We start from the raw sequence: 17,954 nt of genomic DNA, 5'->3' as shown, positions 1-17,954 counted from the left end.
GCTGCTTTTAGCATGGTTAACTTGGCGCTGCTTTTGTAAAGTGGGGTAAATACGCAAACAATGGTCATTAATTACGCCTGTTTTGTGTATAACAATAATAATTGCAGCCACTAAAGTGTTATTAATTAATGATTAAGTGACGTGATAACGCAAGTTAAACGTAACGCTATGGTAGCAGTTTTAATATGTATAAAGGCGTTGTTTTTAAAATTTAAAAAGGAAGTTGTGTTGTGAAAAATATGGTTGTTTTACTTTTAGGTATGTGGTTTTTAAGCGGGTGTACGACTACCAATAACATTGAGTTTCCTGATGTTGAAAACAACGTTGCTTACTCTAAAGTAGCGTCGCTTAGTTTTGTAAATGCTAATGAAAAAGTACCTTACGGGAGTGATGAATCACAATTTGCATTACTGTGGCGCGCCACGCAAGCTGAGCAAAGTACATCAAAGCCGTTAGTTGTATTGCTACATGGTGGCTGTTGGCTAAGTGCATACGATATAAAACACACCTATGCATTAAGCACAGGCTTAGCACAAGCAGGATTTAATGTGTGGTCGGTGGAATATCGCCGCAGTGGTAAAAGCGGTGGTGGCTGGCCTGTAACTTTTGACGATATTAAAGCCGGCATTTTAGCATCCAGTGTCTACAACAGTGGCGAATTTAAATTGAATAATACAGTGGTTATTGGGCATTCGGCTGGTGGTCATTTAGCGTTACTAGCGGGTGGACAAATGAGTGAATTAAAAGGCGTAATTGGCCTTGCTCCCATTACCGATATTAAAGCCTATGCAGCAGGTACAAATAGCTGCCAAACAGTCACTAAAGATTTTATGCAAGGTATGCCAAGCGATAAACCTAAAGAATACACTCAGGCCAACCCAAGTGAGCAACCATTGCATCAACAAAGCATTATTTTACAAGGTGCTAATGACAGCATTGTTCCTGCGTATAATTTAGAACAGCTTAATCGACCGGTAGATTTACTCGAAGGGGTGGGGCATTTTGATTGGATACACCCAGGTTCTGCTGCTTTTAGCACCTTAGTTAAACATTTAAACGGAATAGATAAATGAATTTTGATGATATTGTAGCGCTTGATAAAACTGATGTATTGGCAAGCAAGCGTGATGAATTTGATTTACCCGCAAACACTATTTATTTAGATGGTAACTCGCTAGGTGCTTTACCTAAAGCGGTTAAAACCAGAGTGGCGCAAGTAGTGAGCGAGCAGTGGGGGAGCCATTTAATTAGGAGCTGGAATGATCACCAATGGATTGATTTACCTACTCAGGTTGGCGAAAAAATAGCGCCCATAATTGGTGCTGAAAAAGGCCAAGTCATTTGTTGTGATTCGATTTCAATAAACTTATTTAAGCTTTTAAGCAGCGCGCTTATGTTAAACACTGGCCGCAGCAAAGTGTTGTCGACAAAAGATAATTTTCCGACCGATTTATACATGGTGCAAGGTTTAAGCGATTTATTAGGTACTGACTTATGCCAATTAAAACTAGTTGAAGAGCAATATATTGAACAAAACTTAACTGACGATATAGCGGTATTGTTACTTACCCAAGTTAACTTTAGAACTGGTAAGCTTTTGAATATGCAAAAACTTACTGAGCTTGCCCATCAAAAAGGTATTTTAGTAATATGGGATTTAGCACACAGTGCAGGTGCATTGCCGGTTGAGCTGGATAAATGCAACGTTGATTTTGCAGTAGGCTGTGGCTACAAATATTTAAATGGTGGCCCTGGCTCACCTGCCTTTTTATACGTTGCCAAGCGCCACCAAAGTGCCGTTAAACAGCCATTGAGTGGTTGGATGGGGCATGCAAAGCCATTCGCGTTTGATGCTCAATACGAGTGTGCAGCAAGTATTAATCAGTATTTATGTGGTACGCCAAGTGTGATTGCTATGAGTGCGTTAGACGCTGCACTTGATGTGTGGGAAAGCGTAAAAATAAGCGATGTGAGGGCTAAGTCGATTGCTTTAGCCGATGTGTTTATTGCTTTAGTGCATTCGCATGCTAGCTTGGCTGATTTGCGCTTAAGCTCTACTGAGGATTCAATCCAACGCGGAAGCCAATTGGCTTTTTCGCATAATCACGCATTTGCTATTTGCCAAGCATTAATAGAAAAAGGCGTTATTGCTGATTTTAGAGCGCCTAATATTTTAAGGTTTGGTTTTACGCCTTTGTACACCTCGTTTGAAGATGTGTGGAACGCGGTAAATACGTTAGTTGATGTAGTTACAACAAAGTTATACGCCGAGCCACGGTTTAACTTGGCGGGTAAAGTAACTTAATAAAGCGGGCTAATTGCTTTGGTTTATTTTGCTTAAGCAATTAGCCTCTAGCTGTATTACAAGGTTGCTAGTAACTATTGAAACTTAAAGTTTTTCATTGTGTGTTGCAGGGTTTCAGTGTTGAGTCGCATTTCATTAAATATTTCTTCTTGCTTACGTGCTGCTTCAACTTCGTGGTTGGCGTATTCAAATACGCTTGCAGCATCCACTGCTATATTTGACGCAACTGCCGACTGTTGTTCTGCGGCTGATGACACGTTCATGGCTAAGTTTTCGAGTACTTTACTTTGTGTATGCACTTGCTCGGATACCGCTCTTGCTTGATCAAATCGTTCTAAAGTGGCTTTTGATAATTTAGTACTTGCTACAATAGAGCTAACTACTTGGTCGCTGATAGATTGTAACTCGCCGAGCAAAGACGAAATTTTTTCTGATGATTCTTTACTGTTTCCGGCAAGGCTTCTTACTTCGTCGGCAACAACGGCAAACCCTCTACCATGCTCACCTGCTCTTGCTGCTTCAATAGCGGCATTGAGCGCGAGTAAATTAGTTTGCTCGGCAATGCTACTAATTGAATCTAAAATGGACGATATGCTCGCTACCTGCTGATCCATTTTACTTACCACTTCTTCTACGTCAGACATCCCCGTTGCAAGCTCAGTAATTGAGCTTTGGCTAAGTTTGTTATCTTCTATCAATAGATTGGCTTGTTTGTTTAACTCGTCACTAGAGCTGAGTGTTTCAGAAGCGGAGCCTGCTATTTCGCGGCTTGTTGCGGCCATTTCTTCTATTGCGGTGGCTATATTACTCGCCATAGCCAATGTTTTGTTTGAATCATCAAGGACTGTTTTTGTTGCATTACTCATATTGTCACTGAGTTTGGAGCCTGAATTTATTGAGTGGTCGAGCCCTAATAGCAGGTCTTTAAAAGCGAAAATAGTATTGTGGATAGCATTTGATATTTCCCCGAGTTCATCTTTACTTTTAAGCCTTATATCTATTGTTAGGTCGCCTTTTTCGGCTTTAAGTAAGAGTGACGTTAGTTGGCTTAATTCCTTTTTGAGAGTACTTAATAAATGAAAGTTTAAGTATGCGATGATCACAAGTGTAACCAAAAAGTAGATAATAGTGAGTGTAAGCGTTGTATCGGCCGCTTCTTTTAGTTCAAGGCCATCTTTGTCAACAGTACTCCATTGGCTGTCTAGTACTTTTTTAATTTGAGTTATTTGTTGTGTTGCCATAGGAAACCACACAGAGGCTGCCGGCAAAGCTGTAAAGTTAGGCGATTCTGTGTTGAGCAATGTGTTTGTTATTGCATTAATTTCACGTGAGTCAGCACTTTGTATAATACTGTTAAAGCTTTGTAATTGTTGGCCTTGCAAATTAGCTATTAAATATTGGTTGAGCAAATCGATTTCTGAATTGTATAAGGCAATATTTTGCTGTGTAACACTCGTTAACTGCTTTTTAGCTAAAGTGCCATTTATTTTTCCCCTATTTTGGCCCAAACGTTCTTTATATTGCGCGAGCAAAAAAGCAATGTTTAGATCTTTAGATAATACCGGATGCTTTATTTGGCTACTCAGGTTAGCCGCTACATCGAGTGCAATTTGATTTAATTTACTGTAAAACGCGAAGGCACCAGGGGCTGCTTGTTTATCAACCTGGGTACGTAATGCCGCTTTTTTTGCATTGTGATCAAAAAGAATACTTAAATTTTTAGAGACCTTTGTAGAGTTTTTAGTGAGTTGATCACTTACCGACTTTAAATGCTGTATTGAACTATCTGCTTTTTGGCGTTGCGCGAGCACTTTGTTTTTAGCCTCGGCTGAACCACTTCCTAAAAATCCTGCAGTTAACCCTCGCTCTACAGCATGGTTATGTGCCACTTTTTCCAGTGCATCTAACAAGCTAATTAATGCAATGTCTTGCTGCAGTGTTTGCGACTCCTGCCATTTATTCGCTATGTTTTGTATCAGCAATATAAAAATAAAAACCATTAATATGATTGATGTTAACAAAGAGAGTTGAATGATAGATAGTCGGCCAAGTAAGCGATTCATAGGGTCAGTCCTGTTGTGTATTTATCTCGGTATTTTGGCTAAACAAGGGTTAAGCAAATAAATAGTCATTAACTATTTAATACATAAAGCGTAGTGTAGTTTTTAATAAATTCACTTGAACAAGTGAGTTAATTTAGTAAATGGTGTTATGTGTGAGGTACTTAACTGTGGCTTGTTTACAAATCATTGCAATTTTGTAACCGTTTTGGTGGTGGTTACCTTGTTATTGTTTTGCTTAAGTAGAGATAATGGTAGGTGAACCAATTTAACGGACTAATTAAAATGAATAAATTTATACTTACCCCGCTTGCTATTACACTTTCTTTAACGCTTAGCGCATGTGGTGGCTCTTCATCAGAAAGTAGCTCTGGCGGCTCGTCAAGCGGTGGCGACACAGCCCAACTTCAAACTATTGCTTTACAAACATTAACTCGCGAATGCGGGGCTGATTCTGCGTATCAAGCAGATGTTGTTTTTCATAATGATGATGGCGGTGCTATCGGTTCTGTTAAAACCGATGCAGAAGGTAAATTTTCAGGTGAGTTACCCTCAGGCACCAAGCATGTATCAGTATTAGGTGATGTGTTTGATGAAGAAGACGGTGGTTATAAGCAAATTATCACTGAGCTTGATATTGATAATAGAACTAATTTAGGCACCTTTTATTTTAATGACTTCACAGGTGACTGTGGATGTACTGAATATAGTGTTGATACAACAGCGCTAAGTACGATTGCGTCTGATTACACAATATATCAATCACAAGGTAACGAAGTTTCGGGGTCTGTAAATGTTTGCCCGAATGATAATAAGCTTTATTTAACGGCGCTTTCTAGTTACTCAGTTGATGCAAAAGCTGCCGTTATTGATATACCGGTAAACTCATCAGTTATTACCCTAACAGATGAAGATTTTATTCATGACGGTGTTGAAGTTCCTGTTCAATTAGATGTTGATGCTGATTATGCTAGTACTCGAGGTTATATAGAAGCTGATAATGCGTATAGGTTTGTTCAATATAGTGGTTCTGAAATATCAAACACGCTTTTTGTATTCCCAACAGTAACTGAGCATAATTTTTATGTGCAACTTGATTTTATGTCAGACCTTATAAATGTAGATGGTGTTGATGTTGAGTTTCAAAGCTATGCCCGAAGCGCAGTAGATACTAATGGTGATTATCAGTTGACCACACTTCCGATCGTTACTGACGATTTAGGGTTTAGTTTACTTCAATTTGCTGAAAACAATGATTCAAGTTTTGACTTTGGTAATGTTGACAATCGGTTTGCTCGCACAATATGGGGTTACAGCTTTTTAGTTGATGATTCTGCTGAAAGTCGATTTGATTGGACAATAAAAGCGGGCATAAGTGGTCAAATTCCAGATTTGTCTTTTGGTAGTGTGTTCCCTGAACCCACTGATGAGGTCATTTTAGAAGAGTTAACGGTATTACTTTATGGCTATGCTGGTAATGAAACCGATGCAAACAGTTATGCAAAACTTTTAGATACGATGTCTGAAGGTGGGCATTTAACTAAGCCAGAGTTTAGTAATTATGTATATACATTTGTAAGTGCTGAAATATATTAGTCATTGCGTTTAGTTTTGTATTAAAAGGCCACACTTGTGGCCTTTTACTCAAGTACTTACGCCGTCTCCCAATATGGGATTTCGCCATAATACTTTATAAAAAAGTCGATAAATGCACGTACTTTTGGTGCAAGCAATCGGGAGCTTGGGTATACAGCCCAAATAGCGGCATTTGAATCCATGGGGTAATCTTTTAATATTTGAACTAGGGTGCCTTCTTTTAATGTGTTGTGGGCGCACCAAATAGACGAAATCGTAATACCTGCATCATTAATACACGCATCCCTTATCGACTCTCCATTATCAATACGAATACTGCCTTTTACCTTAACTCTTTCAATGCCATTTGGCGTTTTAAAGCTCCAGTAGTCAATCCCAATTAATTTAATACAATTATGGTTGAGAAGATCCTGTGGTGTTTTTGGTTCTCCGTGTTCTGCTATGTAGCCTGGTGAGGCGCATATAATTCTATGGTCGCGGGCTAACTTTCTGGCTACGAGGGTTGAATCGTTAAGCTCGGCATTTCTGATAGCGATATCAAAACCACCTTCTACCATGTCTACAATACTATCGCTTTGTCTTAAATCGACTTTAAGCTCAGGGTGCTGATCAATAAAAGCTTTAAGTGCGGGCACTATATGCATACGACCAAATGAGGAAGGGGCTGCAACACGAATCGTGCCTTGGGGGGTAAAAGAGCCTGCGCCTACAGCTGCTTTTGCACTATTTATAGCATTTAATATTTCTTCAGCGTGAGGTAAAAACTCTCGGCCTTCTTCAGTTAAAGATACTCGCCTTGTTGTACGGTGAATTAGTTTTACACCAAGCGATTCCTCAAGCTTAATAATATGCATGCTAGCTACCGGCGGCGAAAGGCCAAGTTCCGCGCCTGCTGAACTAATATTGTGTGTAGAGGCGACTCGAACGAATAACTTTAGGTGTTCATTGTTCATTATTAAACCCTATTATTAATTAAATTTTAAAACTAGCTGTTCATTTGAGTGTATTATCATGAGTATCTCTTGTAAATATACTGGCTGTTTAAACTAAACAAGGGGGTACCATAAATGCCAGCAGCATGGCGAAATACTAGCTAACCCTGCAACAATTATTGATGAAGGGCGCCTATTGCCTGTGTTAGAGAACATTGAATTTAATCTTGAGGATGCAGGTAAAACGCATGATGGCCTTGCTAGTGGTGAAGGTATGGGGAAAGTGGTTATTTCACTATAAATTGTCGTGTCGGCTTGAGCCGAGCACTTATTAAATGTGCCCGGCTTTTTTATTATCTATAGGCAAAATTACTCTACAAAGGTTTACGGTTTAATAGTCATAAGTTCAATTGAGATCTATTTGTTTTGATAAAAATAACGTAGTTAAGTCTGTTATTTTTATCAGGGCTTCTTTATCTGCGTGGGTCCATGATATTTTCGATCCAATACTTTCACAGCAAATCACGCCTAGTGCCTTATTATCTTTAAAATAAATGTAGTCAAGTAGTGAGTAAATATCGTATGGCTCAAAATAGCTTTTGGTAAAGCCTTTTGTAACTTCGTGATTTCTTGCATCGGGGGCATCAAGTATTTGGTGGCTTAGTATGTAGTTAAAGTAATCTGGGTAGTCTTTTGCTGTTAATACTGAGTCAAGAATGACTTCATCGTTCTCATCAAGGCACATTAAACAATTTATCTCAGAGTATTCTTCATTAAACAGCCATAAGCTGACTCTGTTGGCCGCAGGTATTAATCTTTTTAGTTCACGGCATGTTTGTTTAAGTTTATGTTCTCTTTTAATGCTCGGGTCACTAATTTTTATTGCTAAGTCTTTGAGATTTTCGTTGTTTGGATTGTAAACATTAAGCAAGCTGTTCAAGCTATCTTTATTAAATGGCTTAGTTAAATAACCGTCCATGCCAATACTTAGGTAATGCTCAATATCTTGTTTCATTGTGTTGGCAGTCATGGCAATGATAGGTATTGATTTACCGTTTTTCAGTGCTCTTATGGCCTTGGTTGCTTCAACTCCATCCATTACTGGCATTTGAATATCCATAAAGATTAAATCAACGTGGTTGTTAACAAAGTAATCAACACACTCTTTACCGTTTTCAGCAAAAATCACTTGAGTGTTGTGCGCTTTTAACATTTTATTGACGACGATTTGATTTATTTTATTATCTTCCGCAACTAAAATAGCACAGCCTTGTAAATCAGTTACTTCTTTGTTTTTCTTTAGCAAACTATCTAAAATCGAGGCTTCAAAGCTTTGCTGATAAATAAATGTAGAGCCTTCATTTTCTTGGCTGGTAAAACTGATTTTCCCACCCATTAAGTGACTTAACTTATTACAAATGGAAAGGCCTAACCCTGTACCACCAAATTTACGAGAGGTAGATGAATCAGCTTGATGAAATTCTTTAAATAAGTTTGCTTGTGCTGCTTTGTTTATCCCTATACCTGTATCTATGACCTTAAATGTTATGTTCTGTGTATTTAAAGAGTGACCTTTTAAGTTAATTATTAAATCAACGTGCCCAGCTTGAGTAAATTTAATTGCATTTGAGCATAGGTTATTTAATATTTGCGATATTCTTAGTGGGTCACCTTTTAATGTTTCAGCCACTTTTTTATCTATTGATACATTAAACTTTATACCTTTATCAGAGGCTTGTTTTTTTAGTGGCTCAATTACACCATTAACAACGTCTTTAAGGTTAAAGTCGATATGTTCAATATCTAATTTTCCAGCTTCTATTTTTGAAAAATCTAAAATATCATTCACTATATTGGATAAAATATTGGCTGAGTTTAGAATACTTTTTAGCGCAATATCTTTTTCACTATTACTGCTGTCAGATAAGCCAAATTCGGCCAAGTTTAAGATACCATGAAGTGGTGTTCTTAGCTCATGCGACATATTAGCTAAAAATTTACCTTTTAAATTATTGGATGTATCTGCTTCAGCTTTTAGTTTTTCAAGCTCTTGAATATGAGTTTTTTGCTGTTCTAATGCTTTACTTAGTTCTCTGTTTTTTAGCCTTAACTCTAATTGGGCTATTACCTCTTTACTTAAAATAGTTAACGCACTAATTTGTTTTTTAGTTAATTTTTTAGGTTTATCACTAATTACACATAAAGTACCAATTGTACTGCCTTGCGGTGTGATAAGGGGGGCACCTGCATAAAAGCGAATGTTTGGATCGTTGGTTACTAAAGGGTTGTCGTGAAAGCGCTCATCAAGTAAAGCATTTTGTATTTCAAATACTTGGTCTTGCAAAATAGCATGCGAACAAAACGCAATATCACGCTCTGTTTCAGTCGCTTCAATACCGTATTTTGATTTAAACCATTGTCTTTGCGGATCGACTAAGCTTATAAGTGATATAGGGGTATCACATATATCTGAGGCAAGTTGAGTTAAGTCATCAAATACTTTTTCTGCTTCTGTATCTAATATTTCGTACTCATATAATGCTTTTAATCGAGATTGTTCATCCGCTGGAATTCGCGCTTTTTGCATAGTAATACCTAATGTTTATATAGCGTTACTATAGAAGTAAAGTGAACTGAATGACAACTTTTAACTACAAGTTACAATAAAGAGTTTTTTATGTTGATAATGGTTAAAGTTCTGAGTTGTTTAAAAGGCGATATTGATAGCGTTCAGCGTGTATTTTGAAGAAGAAAGGCCAAGTAAGAAATTACTTGGCCTCTGATGTGTATATTTTTCTAATCGCTAATTATTTCTTTTTTTCACTTGGTACAGGTTGTCCGTAGCTAGGAGAGCGTGGACCATATAGCAGGCCATTGTATGTATCAGATGATAATAAACGGCTTGATGTAATTGCTGCTATCTCGAACCCTTTGTCGGTAATGGTTTCTGCAATTTGGTTTATTGCAGCCACAACTAACATGCCGACTAATCCGCCACCGCTGTTATTTTGTTGTTCAGCGGATGAAGCACGCGCTTTGCCTTGCCATAATTGAACCCCAGTTCGTAAATCAACAAGTGATGCAGAAACAGTAACAGCCGTTTCACTAGAAATTACAACATAGCTTGTACCGTACTCTTCAACGGTAATATAAAGTGCAGAATCGGCACCAAAAATACTATGAAGTTTATCTACAGGAACTTGGTGCACGTCGCTTGCAACAGTAAGGCCGTTTCCTTTAAATGTTTGCTCAACTACAGCCACTGGAAAAACATAAAATCCAGACTCTGCAATTGGAGCAACCATTTGGGTCATTACGCTATAGGGTGCGATGACTTCAGGTGTGTTATTAAGTGGCGGTAAGATAATAATTGAATGCGGGTCAGCTTCTTTGAATGCAGTATAGTCATGGGCAGGTGGAGGAGAAACACAGCCAGCAAGTAATGCAACAAGTGCAGCAGCAGTAAGAGATCTTAAGTTGAACATATTAGGCACCTTTCGCAGATTTTAATAGAAAATCGATATATGAAGTTGATTCTGGAAATAGTGACTTTTCAGTTTCAAAGTGAGTTGTACCTAATGCAGCATTACCTGTTTCGAAGTAAAGCATACCTAAATGAGCGTGAAGCCCTGGTGCAATAGCTTTGCTTTTGTTTGCTGCGTCAGCAATAACTTGCTCTAGCATAGTAATTTGTTCTTCAAGGGTAACATCTTCTGCTTTTAAGTAAGCATAAACTGCGGTGTTATATTCACCGTAGTAGTAAATAGGTTCTTTGGTTGAGTTACATCCTGTAAGCGCTGCACAGACTAATGCTAGGGTTATTAATTTTTTCATTATTTATCACCCCATTGACCAGATTCAAGTCCGGTAACTAGTTTATTTACTACTTCGCGAATTGCTAAGTCGAGAACTTTTCCATTAAGAGTTGCATCGTATGAAGCTGTGCTACCAAACCCAACAACTTCACGTTCTGATAAGCTGTATTCACCAGCTCCTTGAACTGAATAAATCACTTCTGAGGTGGTAACATCAACAATATTGAGTGTTACTTTAGCATAAGCAATTTGTGATTTACCCTTACCAAGTAAGCCAAAAAGCTGACGGTCGCCGATTGCTTTACGACCAAATTCAGTCACATCGCCAGTAACCACAAATTTAGCACCGCTAATTACTTGTTTTGTACCTGTTAATTTAGCTTCGTCAGCAAGTGCTGCCATATTATCGCGATCAAGCACACTAAAGCGGTTAGTTTGCTGTAAGTGGCTCATTAAAGTTGTTTTGGCTTGGTTACCTAAACGGTCTTGGCCTGACGAAAAAATACCATTTTGAAAACTTGAGCGATTAACAAATTGACCTACAACAAGTTTACTTTTAGTACCTGTATAGGTTGTGTTGTAACTTGCCACGGTAGGGGTCTCAACAACTTTTGATGATGTTGTTGCACATCCAGCTAATGTAGATGCCACTATTGCAGAGATTAGAATTGTTTTAATATTGCTTTTTGCTGTGCGCATAAGGTTTTTGTGTCCGTTTAAATAATTACAAAAATATTTCAGAAACAGACTATTAATATTTAGTTCAACTAAATAAATATTTGTAGAGTCCATTCCGTGTGTATTTATAAACAAAAAACAATGTAAAGGCAATGTTATTTTATAATTATTAGGTACATAAATTCACATACTTCAAGGCTAAAATATTAGCAAAACTAAAATAATAATATTGCTTTTCGATTTGCAACACTTTGGCTATTGATGCTTGAAAGTAAATAAACATGTAAGTTGTATGTCAGAATGCCGTGCAATATTTCAGTTGTTTATTGTTGCATTTACATAATTAAAGTTCCTAAAAAATAATTACAGACAATACAGCGCTATTAAATATGGCGTTATTTACATTATTTACGAGGTTTTGTATTCACATTAATTGCTAGTTTAAAATATAGTATTTAAAGCAAGGCCCTAGCTTGCTTAGCACTTATTAATAGATATAAGCCGGACTTTTTAGTACTTGGTTAATAACAGTCTTAATGATCTACATTTTGCTACTTTAAATTATCAATATAATTGAGCTTACCTTTAAGATAGTACTTTAAATATAGATAACGAGTTAACGTTATTATGAGTACCAAAGTGCCAATACCTACTTGTGTGAGCCATATTGTTGTGTGGTTGTACATTAAAATGCTCACGGCCGCAGTGATGCAAAGTGCAGCCCACAAAATGGAACAGCCTATAAGGTTTAAGCGCCAATAGTTTATTTGATTAATGAGCTGCTGCTTTTTTAAAAGTAGTAAACCATTAACATCTAGGGTGTGTGTTTTTATTAGCTTTTTGCGCTGAATAAATGCCCATACTGAAAACCCAATTGGTAACGGAGTTAAAATTGCGTATAACACTTGCTCAGGAGTGCTAGTTGCTTCAAAAACTAATGCATAGATACAAAATAAGCTAACAAATGCGCCAGCAACTAAGTCTAACCATGCTTTAATTGATTGTTTTTTTCTTGCCGATGTAATTTGGCCCAGTAGTGCGGCAGTATCCAGTTTTGGAGTCGCATTTTTATAGTCTTTTTGCCATTGTTCTAATAGTGGATCCATAATTATTATTGCTCCATTAGCTTTTGAAGTTGCACACGTGCGCGGCTAGCGCGCTTGGCAACGTTCGCTTCGTTTAGACCTAACGTATGTGCTATTTCGGCTTGGTTAAAACCTTCTAATTGAAGAGAAATAACTTGCCTAAATTTTAATGGTAGCCGTCTCATCGCTGTCATTAAATCATACGTGTTATCGCTGTGTTGGTGAGAATCAGTACTAACCAAGTCAAGTAAAGGGTCGCTTAAATTATGACGATCTTGGCGACGTGTTTCTTTTAAAACATGATCGACAGCACGGTTGTGTGCGACCCTAGCAATAAAGGTCTTCATACTTGAATCGCCTCTAAAGTTTTCTACTGCATGCCAAACAGCTAACGATATATCTTGTAGTAGGTCCTCTCTAAGTGCTTGGTCTGCTTCATGTGTTGCAGCAATACGCGCCATTAAAGGTACGTATTGCAGTAGTATCTCATGAATATGATCCCTTTTTTCCACTAGGCTTCCTTGTTTTTGATGAATACACTTCTGTAAGCAATATAGCTTATACACGTGAGTATAGGACCCGTAATAATCGCACTCAATAAAAAAGTATAAGGAGCTAACAATAGACTTAAGAAAGAAATTAGCGCGATTAAACACATTGGTTTAAACGCATAGAAAAAAGCATTTAGGTTACTTTTTAATGCTTGCAGTACGTTTTTTTCACCAAGTAAAACACAATAGCTTGCAAAACTGACAGGCAGTGTAACAGGAATAATCGAGGCAAAAATAATACCTAGTTGCCATTGGGTAACTTCAGTAGGCTGCGAAAATAAAAGTAAATTTATGCCATCATTTCCTAGTAAAAGCTTTGCTACAAATAACTGAATAAAAAAAGCAGATGCTAAAATTGCTGAAAGCGGAATCATGCTTAGCCAGTTTTTAGCTTTAAAAATCGACTTTAATGAAAATACTTTATGAGTGGCCAGATGATGAATGACGATAACAGCGCTACTGCCTACAAAAGTGGCAGCCCATTTGGAGGCTAGCATGCAATAAGGGGCGGGTAGTATTTGAAAAATACCTTCAATAATTAAAGGAAGCAGTAAAAATAAAAAAAGTTTTACAGGTGCTTGCTTAAAAAGTGAAAAACCGTCTTTAAGCCATTGATTAGCTTTATTAGCGGGTAAACTATGTAGTGGGGTTACTGTTAATGTATTCATAATTACTCTCCTTTTGATTGTTATGTTATTAGTCGATAACAATGAGAATAACCTGACATTTTATTTTTAATTAAAGTAAAAAATTTAAAACACAAAAATAGATTTATAATTAGATTAGCCTACACCACAAGCAGGATATAAATTAAGCACTTCGGTAACTACTTGACCAAATAGAGCTTGTTCTTGCTTTGATAAATTAATAGTTGGGTCAAATTTCATGATATCCGCGGGTCGTGAAGTAATTATTTCTGAAAAAGTCATTGCTGTTAATACATTGCCTGCATAAGAGGCATGGTTGCCATCATCCATATGTAGTTTTGCATTTGGCATTAACACTAAAAGCCTGTTCCAAACAAGGCCAATAGGAGCTACGCAGCTAGGTTGTTTAGCGCTTATTGATAAATGTAAGTCGTATACACGCTGGCCTTCTTCAGGGTTGCCTCTTTGTGGATGTTCAGGAAATAAAATAGGTGTAATATTTTGTGCCTTGGCTGATGAAATTAAATGCTCAGCGGCATCAGTAGGGTAAGTTGTTAAACCAGACTGAGAGTATTTTTGGCCTTGAAAAATGGCATGGCTTAGATTTTTGTTTTTAAGTTTGTCTACGTTTGCCCTAATACTCACAATATTATCTAAAAAAGGTCCCGACACTGTGGTTGTTTGAACTGACTTATCTGGGTATTGGTTTTCGATTATATGCTCAATGATCCGCCCTAACTGACTGCTGTGACTATTGCCATAAATAATAATGTTGTAATTATCTTCGATATTGTTTTGTGTAATTGGAGTCGGACTTTCACTTGTATTTGATTGCGGAACTTTGGTATTACTGCTGCCTGAACCGCAGGCTGATAAAAAGATTAAAGAAAAAAGCCAAAATTGTTTAGGGGTATTAAAACTTATCATACTAATTTGTACCAATATTGAAAACTACTTACTGATACTAGTAGGTTAATTCTTATGCCACAAGTTCTTGCACGGCTCAAATACCTTAGTGATATTTTGTTTTATGATTTAAACAAAAAGCCCAGCAAAAATGCTGGGCTAAGGTACTTAGGTAATAAAGGTATTATTGCGTTAATTCACCAGTAGCTGACTCTATGTGTGCTCTTACAAACCACTGAAATTGCTCAAGATCGGCAAGTTGGCTTATTAACATATCTTCAGATACTGGGTCTAAATCTGATACCGCTTCGATGGCTTTACGGTGATCGGCATTAATACCGTTGTACACTTTATCTAAAGCGCCTAAATGCTCGGTAACAAGTCCTTTACCTAATGAATATTCGTTCCATGTACGGCGGTCAACAATTGACTTAGGTGTCCCTACTGGTATGCCGCCTAAAGTGGCAATACGCTCGGCTATTGTATCTGTCATTTCGCGCACAGCTTCAACCTGAGGGTCTAGCATTTCATGCACACCTATAAAATTAGGACCAACAACATTCCAATGAATATGTTTTAGTGTTAATTGAAGATCTATAAGTGCAACCATGCGGTTATCTAAGGCTGCGATAGTTTTTTCAGCTGATTCGTTGCTCATACCTGGTGCAGTAAATTTAGCTTGCTTATTTGTATTGCTCATAACTTCTCCTACTTAACTATTTAATATTTTCACGTAGTCCTTTACGTAATAAATACGTGATAATTGTATGAAGCAATCAATATGCCGAAAGTTAAACTAAATAAAATTGTTTTAAATCAGTCGCTTGTGTTTTTGCTTTTGTTTGGTTTTTTATTAATATGAGGTGGTTATGAAAAGTCTGCATCTTTTTGTAAAATTTGCAGACCAAACAGATTTGCTGAAACTAAACTAGAATATTTTTAACGGGTGTATTCATGTGCCTTTAGTAATTCAAGCGGTATTACTTCAAGCGATTTTTTATTAGTGGCCTGCAAGATTACTGGCGGCGCAACGTTTGCTTGTTGCGCATGAAGCCATCTTATTGCGCATAAACACCATTTGTCGCCAGCTTTTAAGCCTTTAAAATCGTAAAGTGGATTGGGCGTTATGAGATCATTACCTTGTGACTTCGAAAACTGTAAAAATTCTTCGGTCATAATTGCACACACACTATGATTACCGCGATCAGAGTCTGGTACATAGCAAAAACCCTCGCGAGTATACCCGCCATTCCCACAGCATAACTGCAACCGGGAATCCAGAACGTTAAATTGATTTGCCATTAGGTGCCTTAAGTCATTATGTTTAATACAGTAAAAATTACTTTATCAGGCGCTAAAAAGTATAGCTACTAAAGTGAGGATGTTTAATTATGACTTTTTAAAAAAATCGGGGCACTTAAATGCAGGGAGGAGGGGAAAAGTATTATTTGTGCCACAAACTAGTTTCACCAGATCGTGGCACAAGTTAAGTTAATGTTTGTTAACTATTCGTATTTTCTGGCTTTTTTAGTTTTGATTACTGCAATGTATGCGTGCCAGCTTGCATAGCTAAGTAGTGGCATAATCACAATAAACCCAACAGCCCCAGTTACAAAACCAAGCGCAACCATTAGGAAAATACATATTGACCAAACAACCATTGGCGCAAAATTATTTTTAACGGCGTTAATAGATGAGACGATAGCTGTCATTATGTCTACGCGTCTTTCCATCATAATTTGTGGTGTAAATGCAGACACTGAAAAAACAGACACGAGTAAAACGCCACCTGCAATTGTACCAAGCGTTAAAAATGCTGACAGTTCTTCAAATGTTGGGTTAGCGTAGTTAGGGTATAAAGCATGAACAAGGGCGGCAATGCGCATCCACGCAATCATTATTACGAGTAATAATATTGCAAATCCCCACTCTCCAACTGGGTTTCTAAACATCGACTTTAGCGAATGCCTAAAAGTGGGTTTGTGGCCTTTTTCGAGTTCCCATGCTACGTCGTATAGGCCGGCTGCGAAAGCGGGTCCAATTAAAACAAACGCAACAGTGGCGGGTAAAATTACAAATACGCTTTGTGCAAAAAATGCAGAGTAGATAATAGCTGCAGGAATAATACTAAACACTAGGCCATAAATTACAGTAAGTAACGGGGCTCGGGTCATATCTTTAAACGCAAGTGCTAACCAGTGAAAAGCAGCGAACGTATCTACTTTGTTACACTCTATACAGCGAGCAAATTCGGTATTTTTTTCAATTGTTTTTGTTGTAGGCATAAGTGGAGCTCCTCTATAAAGCCTCTATTTAGGTTTAGGTCATAAACGCTTTATTTACAAATATTAAACAGACATACGGAGCTAAAATTAAAATTGTTCACTAAATAAACGTTTTATGTTTTTAGAACGGGGGATTACAAAAGGAAATTTTATAGGAGGATTGCTGAAATCAATATTAATAAAGTACTACTTAACCTGTAGGCAGGTTAAGTAGTTAAATAATGCTCAGCCTAAGCTGATTGCTAGGTATTGTATCTCGTCACCATTTATTTGTGGCAAAAAGTAAATATCGTTGTATTTAAAATATTGCTGAGAGTTTATGGTAACTGGCTCAGCTGACGATGGTAGTTCATCGTAAACTTGCCCTAAGCTATAGTCGAAGACGTTGCCAATTTTAATAGCTTTGTTGCGCTGAATTATTGGCGCATCTACCACTTTATAGCCGCCGTTATCGGCAATATAGAAAACGTTCTGATAAGCATAATATGTGGTGTTGCGATGTTTCATACGCGAATAATGTCTAGGAAGTTTTTTAATGCGCAGTCCGCGAGGTGGCATCACAGCGTGATAGCCTTTTTTAGCTTTTCGGTAGTAAATGCCGTCATTAAAGCTAAATGAAATTCCATTAAACCAAATAGAGGTACTTCTTCTTGGCAAGTGCCTTATGTATCTATTTTCTTTGTAATAACGCGGCTTATACCTATTAGTTAGGTAGTTATATTTATGATTGTCGAAACGTAGTTGTTTACGCTTTTCTTGCTGCTTTTTTTGCTTGTTCTTTTCTTTTTTACGGTCTTGGCGCTTTTCTTTTTTATGCTCTATGCGTAGTTTTTTTTCATGGCGACGTTCATCGCGCTTATACTCAATGCGTTTAGGGTTTTCGTGCTTATAATTTTTATGAGCTTCTCGCTCGTTGGGCGCTGCAATTGCGGTGCTTGAAAGCGCGCTAATGGCAATTATACCCGATAGTAAAAATGTAAGTTTCATAGTGTGCCTCGTTTATGTTGTTACATAACTAAGCTTAATATTAACCTCTGAAACTGAACATTAACTGACCTATTTAATGTTTGGACGTTCCTTTACATTGCTTTACG

The 17,954-nt window shown here is 37.5% G+C and carries 18 protein-coding genes; 4 read left to right on the top strand and 14 right to left on the bottom strand.

Going from position 1 to position 17,954, the window contains the following annotated elements:
* The first annotated feature begins 230 nt into the window (after positions 1–230).
* Positions 231–1,073: an alpha/beta hydrolase family protein gene (locus tag R0J88_RS06190; RefSeq protein ID WP_410899426.1), complete on the top strand. Its 843-nt coding sequence runs from the start codon at positions 231–233 to the stop codon at positions 1,071–1,073.
* Complete coding sequence (gene kynU / locus R0J88_RS06185; RefSeq protein ID WP_410899425.1) at positions 1,070–2,305, top strand: kynureninase; 1,236 nt, start codon at positions 1,070–1,072, stop codon at positions 2,303–2,305. The genes R0J88_RS06190 and kynU overlap by 4 nt, the downstream gene beginning before the upstream one ends.
* Before the next feature lie 74 nt (positions 2,306–2,379).
* Here the strand turns inward: kynU and R0J88_RS06180 are convergent, their stop codons facing one another.
* Positions 2,380–4,368, bottom strand: a complete 1,989-nt coding sequence (locus tag R0J88_RS06180) for a methyl-accepting chemotaxis protein (protein WP_410899424.1) — start codon at positions 4,366–4,368, stop codon at positions 2,380–2,382.
* 282 nt (positions 4,369–4,650) lie between these two features.
* On the opposite strand from R0J88_RS06180, the gene R0J88_RS06175 reads away from it, so the two are divergent.
* Positions 4,651–5,961 (top strand): hypothetical protein, encoded by a 1,311-nt coding sequence (locus R0J88_RS06175; protein ID WP_410899423.1) that lies wholly within the window; start codon positions 4,651–4,653, stop codon positions 5,959–5,961.
* Positions 5,962–6,017: 56 nt separating this feature from the next.
* Here the strand turns inward: R0J88_RS06175 and R0J88_RS06170 are convergent, their stop codons facing one another.
* Positions 6,018–6,914 (bottom strand): LysR family transcriptional regulator, encoded by an 897-nt coding sequence (locus R0J88_RS06170; RefSeq protein WP_410899422.1) that lies wholly within the window; start codon positions 6,912–6,914, stop codon positions 6,018–6,020.
* Positions 6,915–7,047: 133 nt separating this feature from the next.
* Here R0J88_RS06170 and R0J88_RS06165 point away from each other — a divergent pair, with 133 nt between their 5' ends.
* Positions 7,048–7,194 (top strand): zinc-binding dehydrogenase, encoded by a 147-nt coding sequence (locus R0J88_RS06165; RefSeq protein WP_410899469.1) that lies wholly within the window; start codon positions 7,048–7,050, stop codon positions 7,192–7,194.
* Positions 7,195–7,299: 105 nt separating this feature from the next.
* Here R0J88_RS06165 and R0J88_RS06160 read toward each other — a convergent pair whose 3' ends face one another.
* The 12 genes from R0J88_RS06160 to R0J88_RS06105 all read right to left on the bottom strand — a co-directional run bounded on the left by R0J88_RS06160 (position 7,300) and on the right by R0J88_RS06105 (position 17,847).
* On the bottom strand, positions 7,300–9,480 hold the full coding sequence (locus tag R0J88_RS06160) for a response regulator (protein WP_410899421.1): 2,181 nt from the start codon (positions 9,478–9,480) through the stop codon (positions 7,300–7,302).
* Between the two features lie 220 nt (positions 9,481–9,700).
* Positions 9,701–10,378 (bottom strand): DUF799 domain-containing protein, encoded by a 678-nt coding sequence (locus R0J88_RS06155; protein WP_305397478.1) that lies wholly within the window; start codon positions 10,376–10,378, stop codon positions 9,701–9,703.
* Position 10,379: 1 nt separating this feature from the next.
* The gene (locus R0J88_RS06150; protein ID WP_006791804.1) at positions 10,380–10,727 is read right to left on the bottom strand and encodes a DUF4810 domain-containing protein; all 348 of its coding nucleotides are present in this window, start codon (positions 10,725–10,727) and stop codon (positions 10,380–10,382) included.
* Positions 10,727–11,407, bottom strand: coding sequence for a CsgG/HfaB family protein (locus R0J88_RS06145; RefSeq protein ID WP_410899420.1), 681 nt, complete (start codon positions 11,405–11,407; stop codon positions 10,727–10,729). The genes R0J88_RS06150 and R0J88_RS06145 overlap by 1 nt, the downstream gene beginning before the upstream one ends.
* A 530-nt stretch (positions 11,408–11,937) precedes the next feature.
* Complete coding sequence (locus tag R0J88_RS06140) at positions 11,938–12,492, bottom strand: hypothetical protein (RefSeq protein ID WP_410899419.1); 555 nt, start codon at positions 12,490–12,492, stop codon at positions 11,938–11,940.
* A 5-nt stretch (positions 12,493–12,497) separates the two neighbouring features.
* Positions 12,498–12,983, bottom strand: a complete 486-nt coding sequence (locus tag R0J88_RS06135; RefSeq protein ID WP_410899418.1) for an RNA polymerase sigma factor — start codon at positions 12,981–12,983, stop codon at positions 12,498–12,500.
* On the bottom strand, positions 12,983–13,690 hold the full coding sequence (locus tag R0J88_RS06130; RefSeq protein WP_410899417.1) for a hypothetical protein: 708 nt from the start codon (positions 13,688–13,690) through the stop codon (positions 12,983–12,985). Before R0J88_RS06130 ends, R0J88_RS06135 begins: the two co-directional genes overlap by 1 nt.
* A gap of 114 nt (positions 13,691–13,804) precedes the next feature.
* A complete protein-coding gene (locus R0J88_RS06125; protein ID WP_410899416.1) occupies positions 13,805–14,596 on the bottom strand; it encodes a hypothetical protein in 792 nt (263 codons plus the stop codon).
* Between the two features lie 163 nt (positions 14,597–14,759).
* The gene (gene dps / locus R0J88_RS06120) at positions 14,760–15,275 is read right to left on the bottom strand and encodes a DNA starvation/stationary phase protection protein Dps (RefSeq protein ID WP_006791810.1); all 516 of its coding nucleotides are present in this window, start codon (positions 15,273–15,275) and stop codon (positions 14,760–14,762) included.
* Positions 15,276–15,514: 239 nt separating this feature from the next.
* Positions 15,515–15,877, bottom strand: coding sequence for a DUF2237 family protein (locus tag R0J88_RS06115; protein ID WP_058428401.1), 363 nt, complete (start codon positions 15,875–15,877; stop codon positions 15,515–15,517).
* Between the two features lie 203 nt (positions 15,878–16,080).
* Positions 16,081–16,860, bottom strand: a complete 780-nt coding sequence (locus R0J88_RS06110; RefSeq protein WP_006791813.1) for a DUF2189 domain-containing protein — start codon at positions 16,858–16,860, stop codon at positions 16,081–16,083.
* A 225-nt stretch (positions 16,861–17,085) separates the two neighbouring features.
* On the bottom strand, positions 17,086–17,847 hold the full coding sequence (locus R0J88_RS06105) for a DUF6515 family protein (RefSeq protein ID WP_058428403.1): 762 nt from the start codon (positions 17,845–17,847) through the stop codon (positions 17,086–17,088).
* Between the last annotated feature and the right edge of the window lie 107 nt (positions 17,848–17,954).

Source organism: Pseudoalteromonas sp. SIMBA_162, from assembly GCF_046535955.1.
GTDB classification, from domain to species: Bacteria; Pseudomonadota; Gammaproteobacteria; order Enterobacterales; family Alteromonadaceae; genus Pseudoalteromonas; species Pseudoalteromonas marina.
The sequence above is the reverse complement of the archived record's forward strand: the minus strand, read 5'-3'. Positions and strand labels throughout refer to the sequence as shown.

What these genes read in the sequence shown, in the direction of transcription:
- kynU (WP_410899425.1), top strand. Translation starts at nt 1,070, where the DNA reads ATGAATTTTGATGATATTGTAGCGCTTGATAAAACTGATGTATTGGCA.
- R0J88_RS06180 (WP_410899424.1), bottom strand. Translation starts at nt 4,368, where the DNA reads ATGAATCGCTTACTTGGCCGACTATCTATCATTCAACTCTCTTTGTTA.
- R0J88_RS06175 (WP_410899423.1), top strand. Translation starts at nt 4,651, where the DNA reads ATGAATAAATTTATACTTACCCCGCTTGCTATTACACTTTCTTTAACG.
- R0J88_RS06170 (WP_410899422.1), bottom strand. Translation starts at nt 6,914, where the DNA reads ATGAACAATGAACACCTAAAGTTATTCGTTCGAGTCGCCTCTACACAC.
- R0J88_RS06160 (WP_410899421.1), bottom strand. Translation starts at nt 9,480, where the DNA reads ATGCAAAAAGCGCGAATTCCAGCGGATGAACAATCTCGATTAAAAGCA.
- R0J88_RS06155 (WP_305397478.1), bottom strand. Translation starts at nt 10,378, where the DNA reads ATGTTCAACTTAAGATCTCTTACTGCTGCTGCACTTGTTGCATTACTT.
- R0J88_RS06150 (WP_006791804.1), bottom strand. Translation starts at nt 10,727, where the DNA reads ATGAAAAAATTAATAACCCTAGCATTAGTCTGTGCAGCGCTTACAGGA.
- R0J88_RS06145 (WP_410899420.1), bottom strand. Translation starts at nt 11,407, where the DNA reads ATGCGCACAGCAAAAAGCAATATTAAAACAATTCTAATCTCTGCAATA.
- R0J88_RS06140 (WP_410899419.1), bottom strand. Translation starts at nt 12,492, where the DNA reads ATGGATCCACTATTAGAACAATGGCAAAAAGACTATAAAAATGCGACT.
- R0J88_RS06130 (WP_410899417.1), bottom strand. Translation starts at nt 13,690, where the DNA reads ATGAATACATTAACAGTAACCCCACTACATAGTTTACCCGCTAATAAA.
- R0J88_RS06125 (WP_410899416.1), bottom strand. Translation starts at nt 14,596, where the DNA reads ATGATAAGTTTTAATACCCCTAAACAATTTTGGCTTTTTTCTTTAATC.
- dps (WP_006791810.1), bottom strand. Translation starts at nt 15,275, where the DNA reads ATGAGCAATACAAATAAGCAAGCTAAATTTACTGCACCAGGTATGAGC.
- R0J88_RS06115 (WP_058428401.1), bottom strand. Translation starts at nt 15,877, where the DNA reads ATGGCAAATCAATTTAACGTTCTGGATTCCCGGTTGCAGTTATGCTGT.
- R0J88_RS06110 (WP_006791813.1), bottom strand. Translation starts at nt 16,860, where the DNA reads ATGCCTACAACAAAAACAATTGAAAAAAATACCGAATTTGCTCGCTGT.
- R0J88_RS06105 (WP_058428403.1), bottom strand. Translation starts at nt 17,847, where the DNA reads ATGAAACTTACATTTTTACTATCGGGTATAATTGCCATTAGCGCGCTT.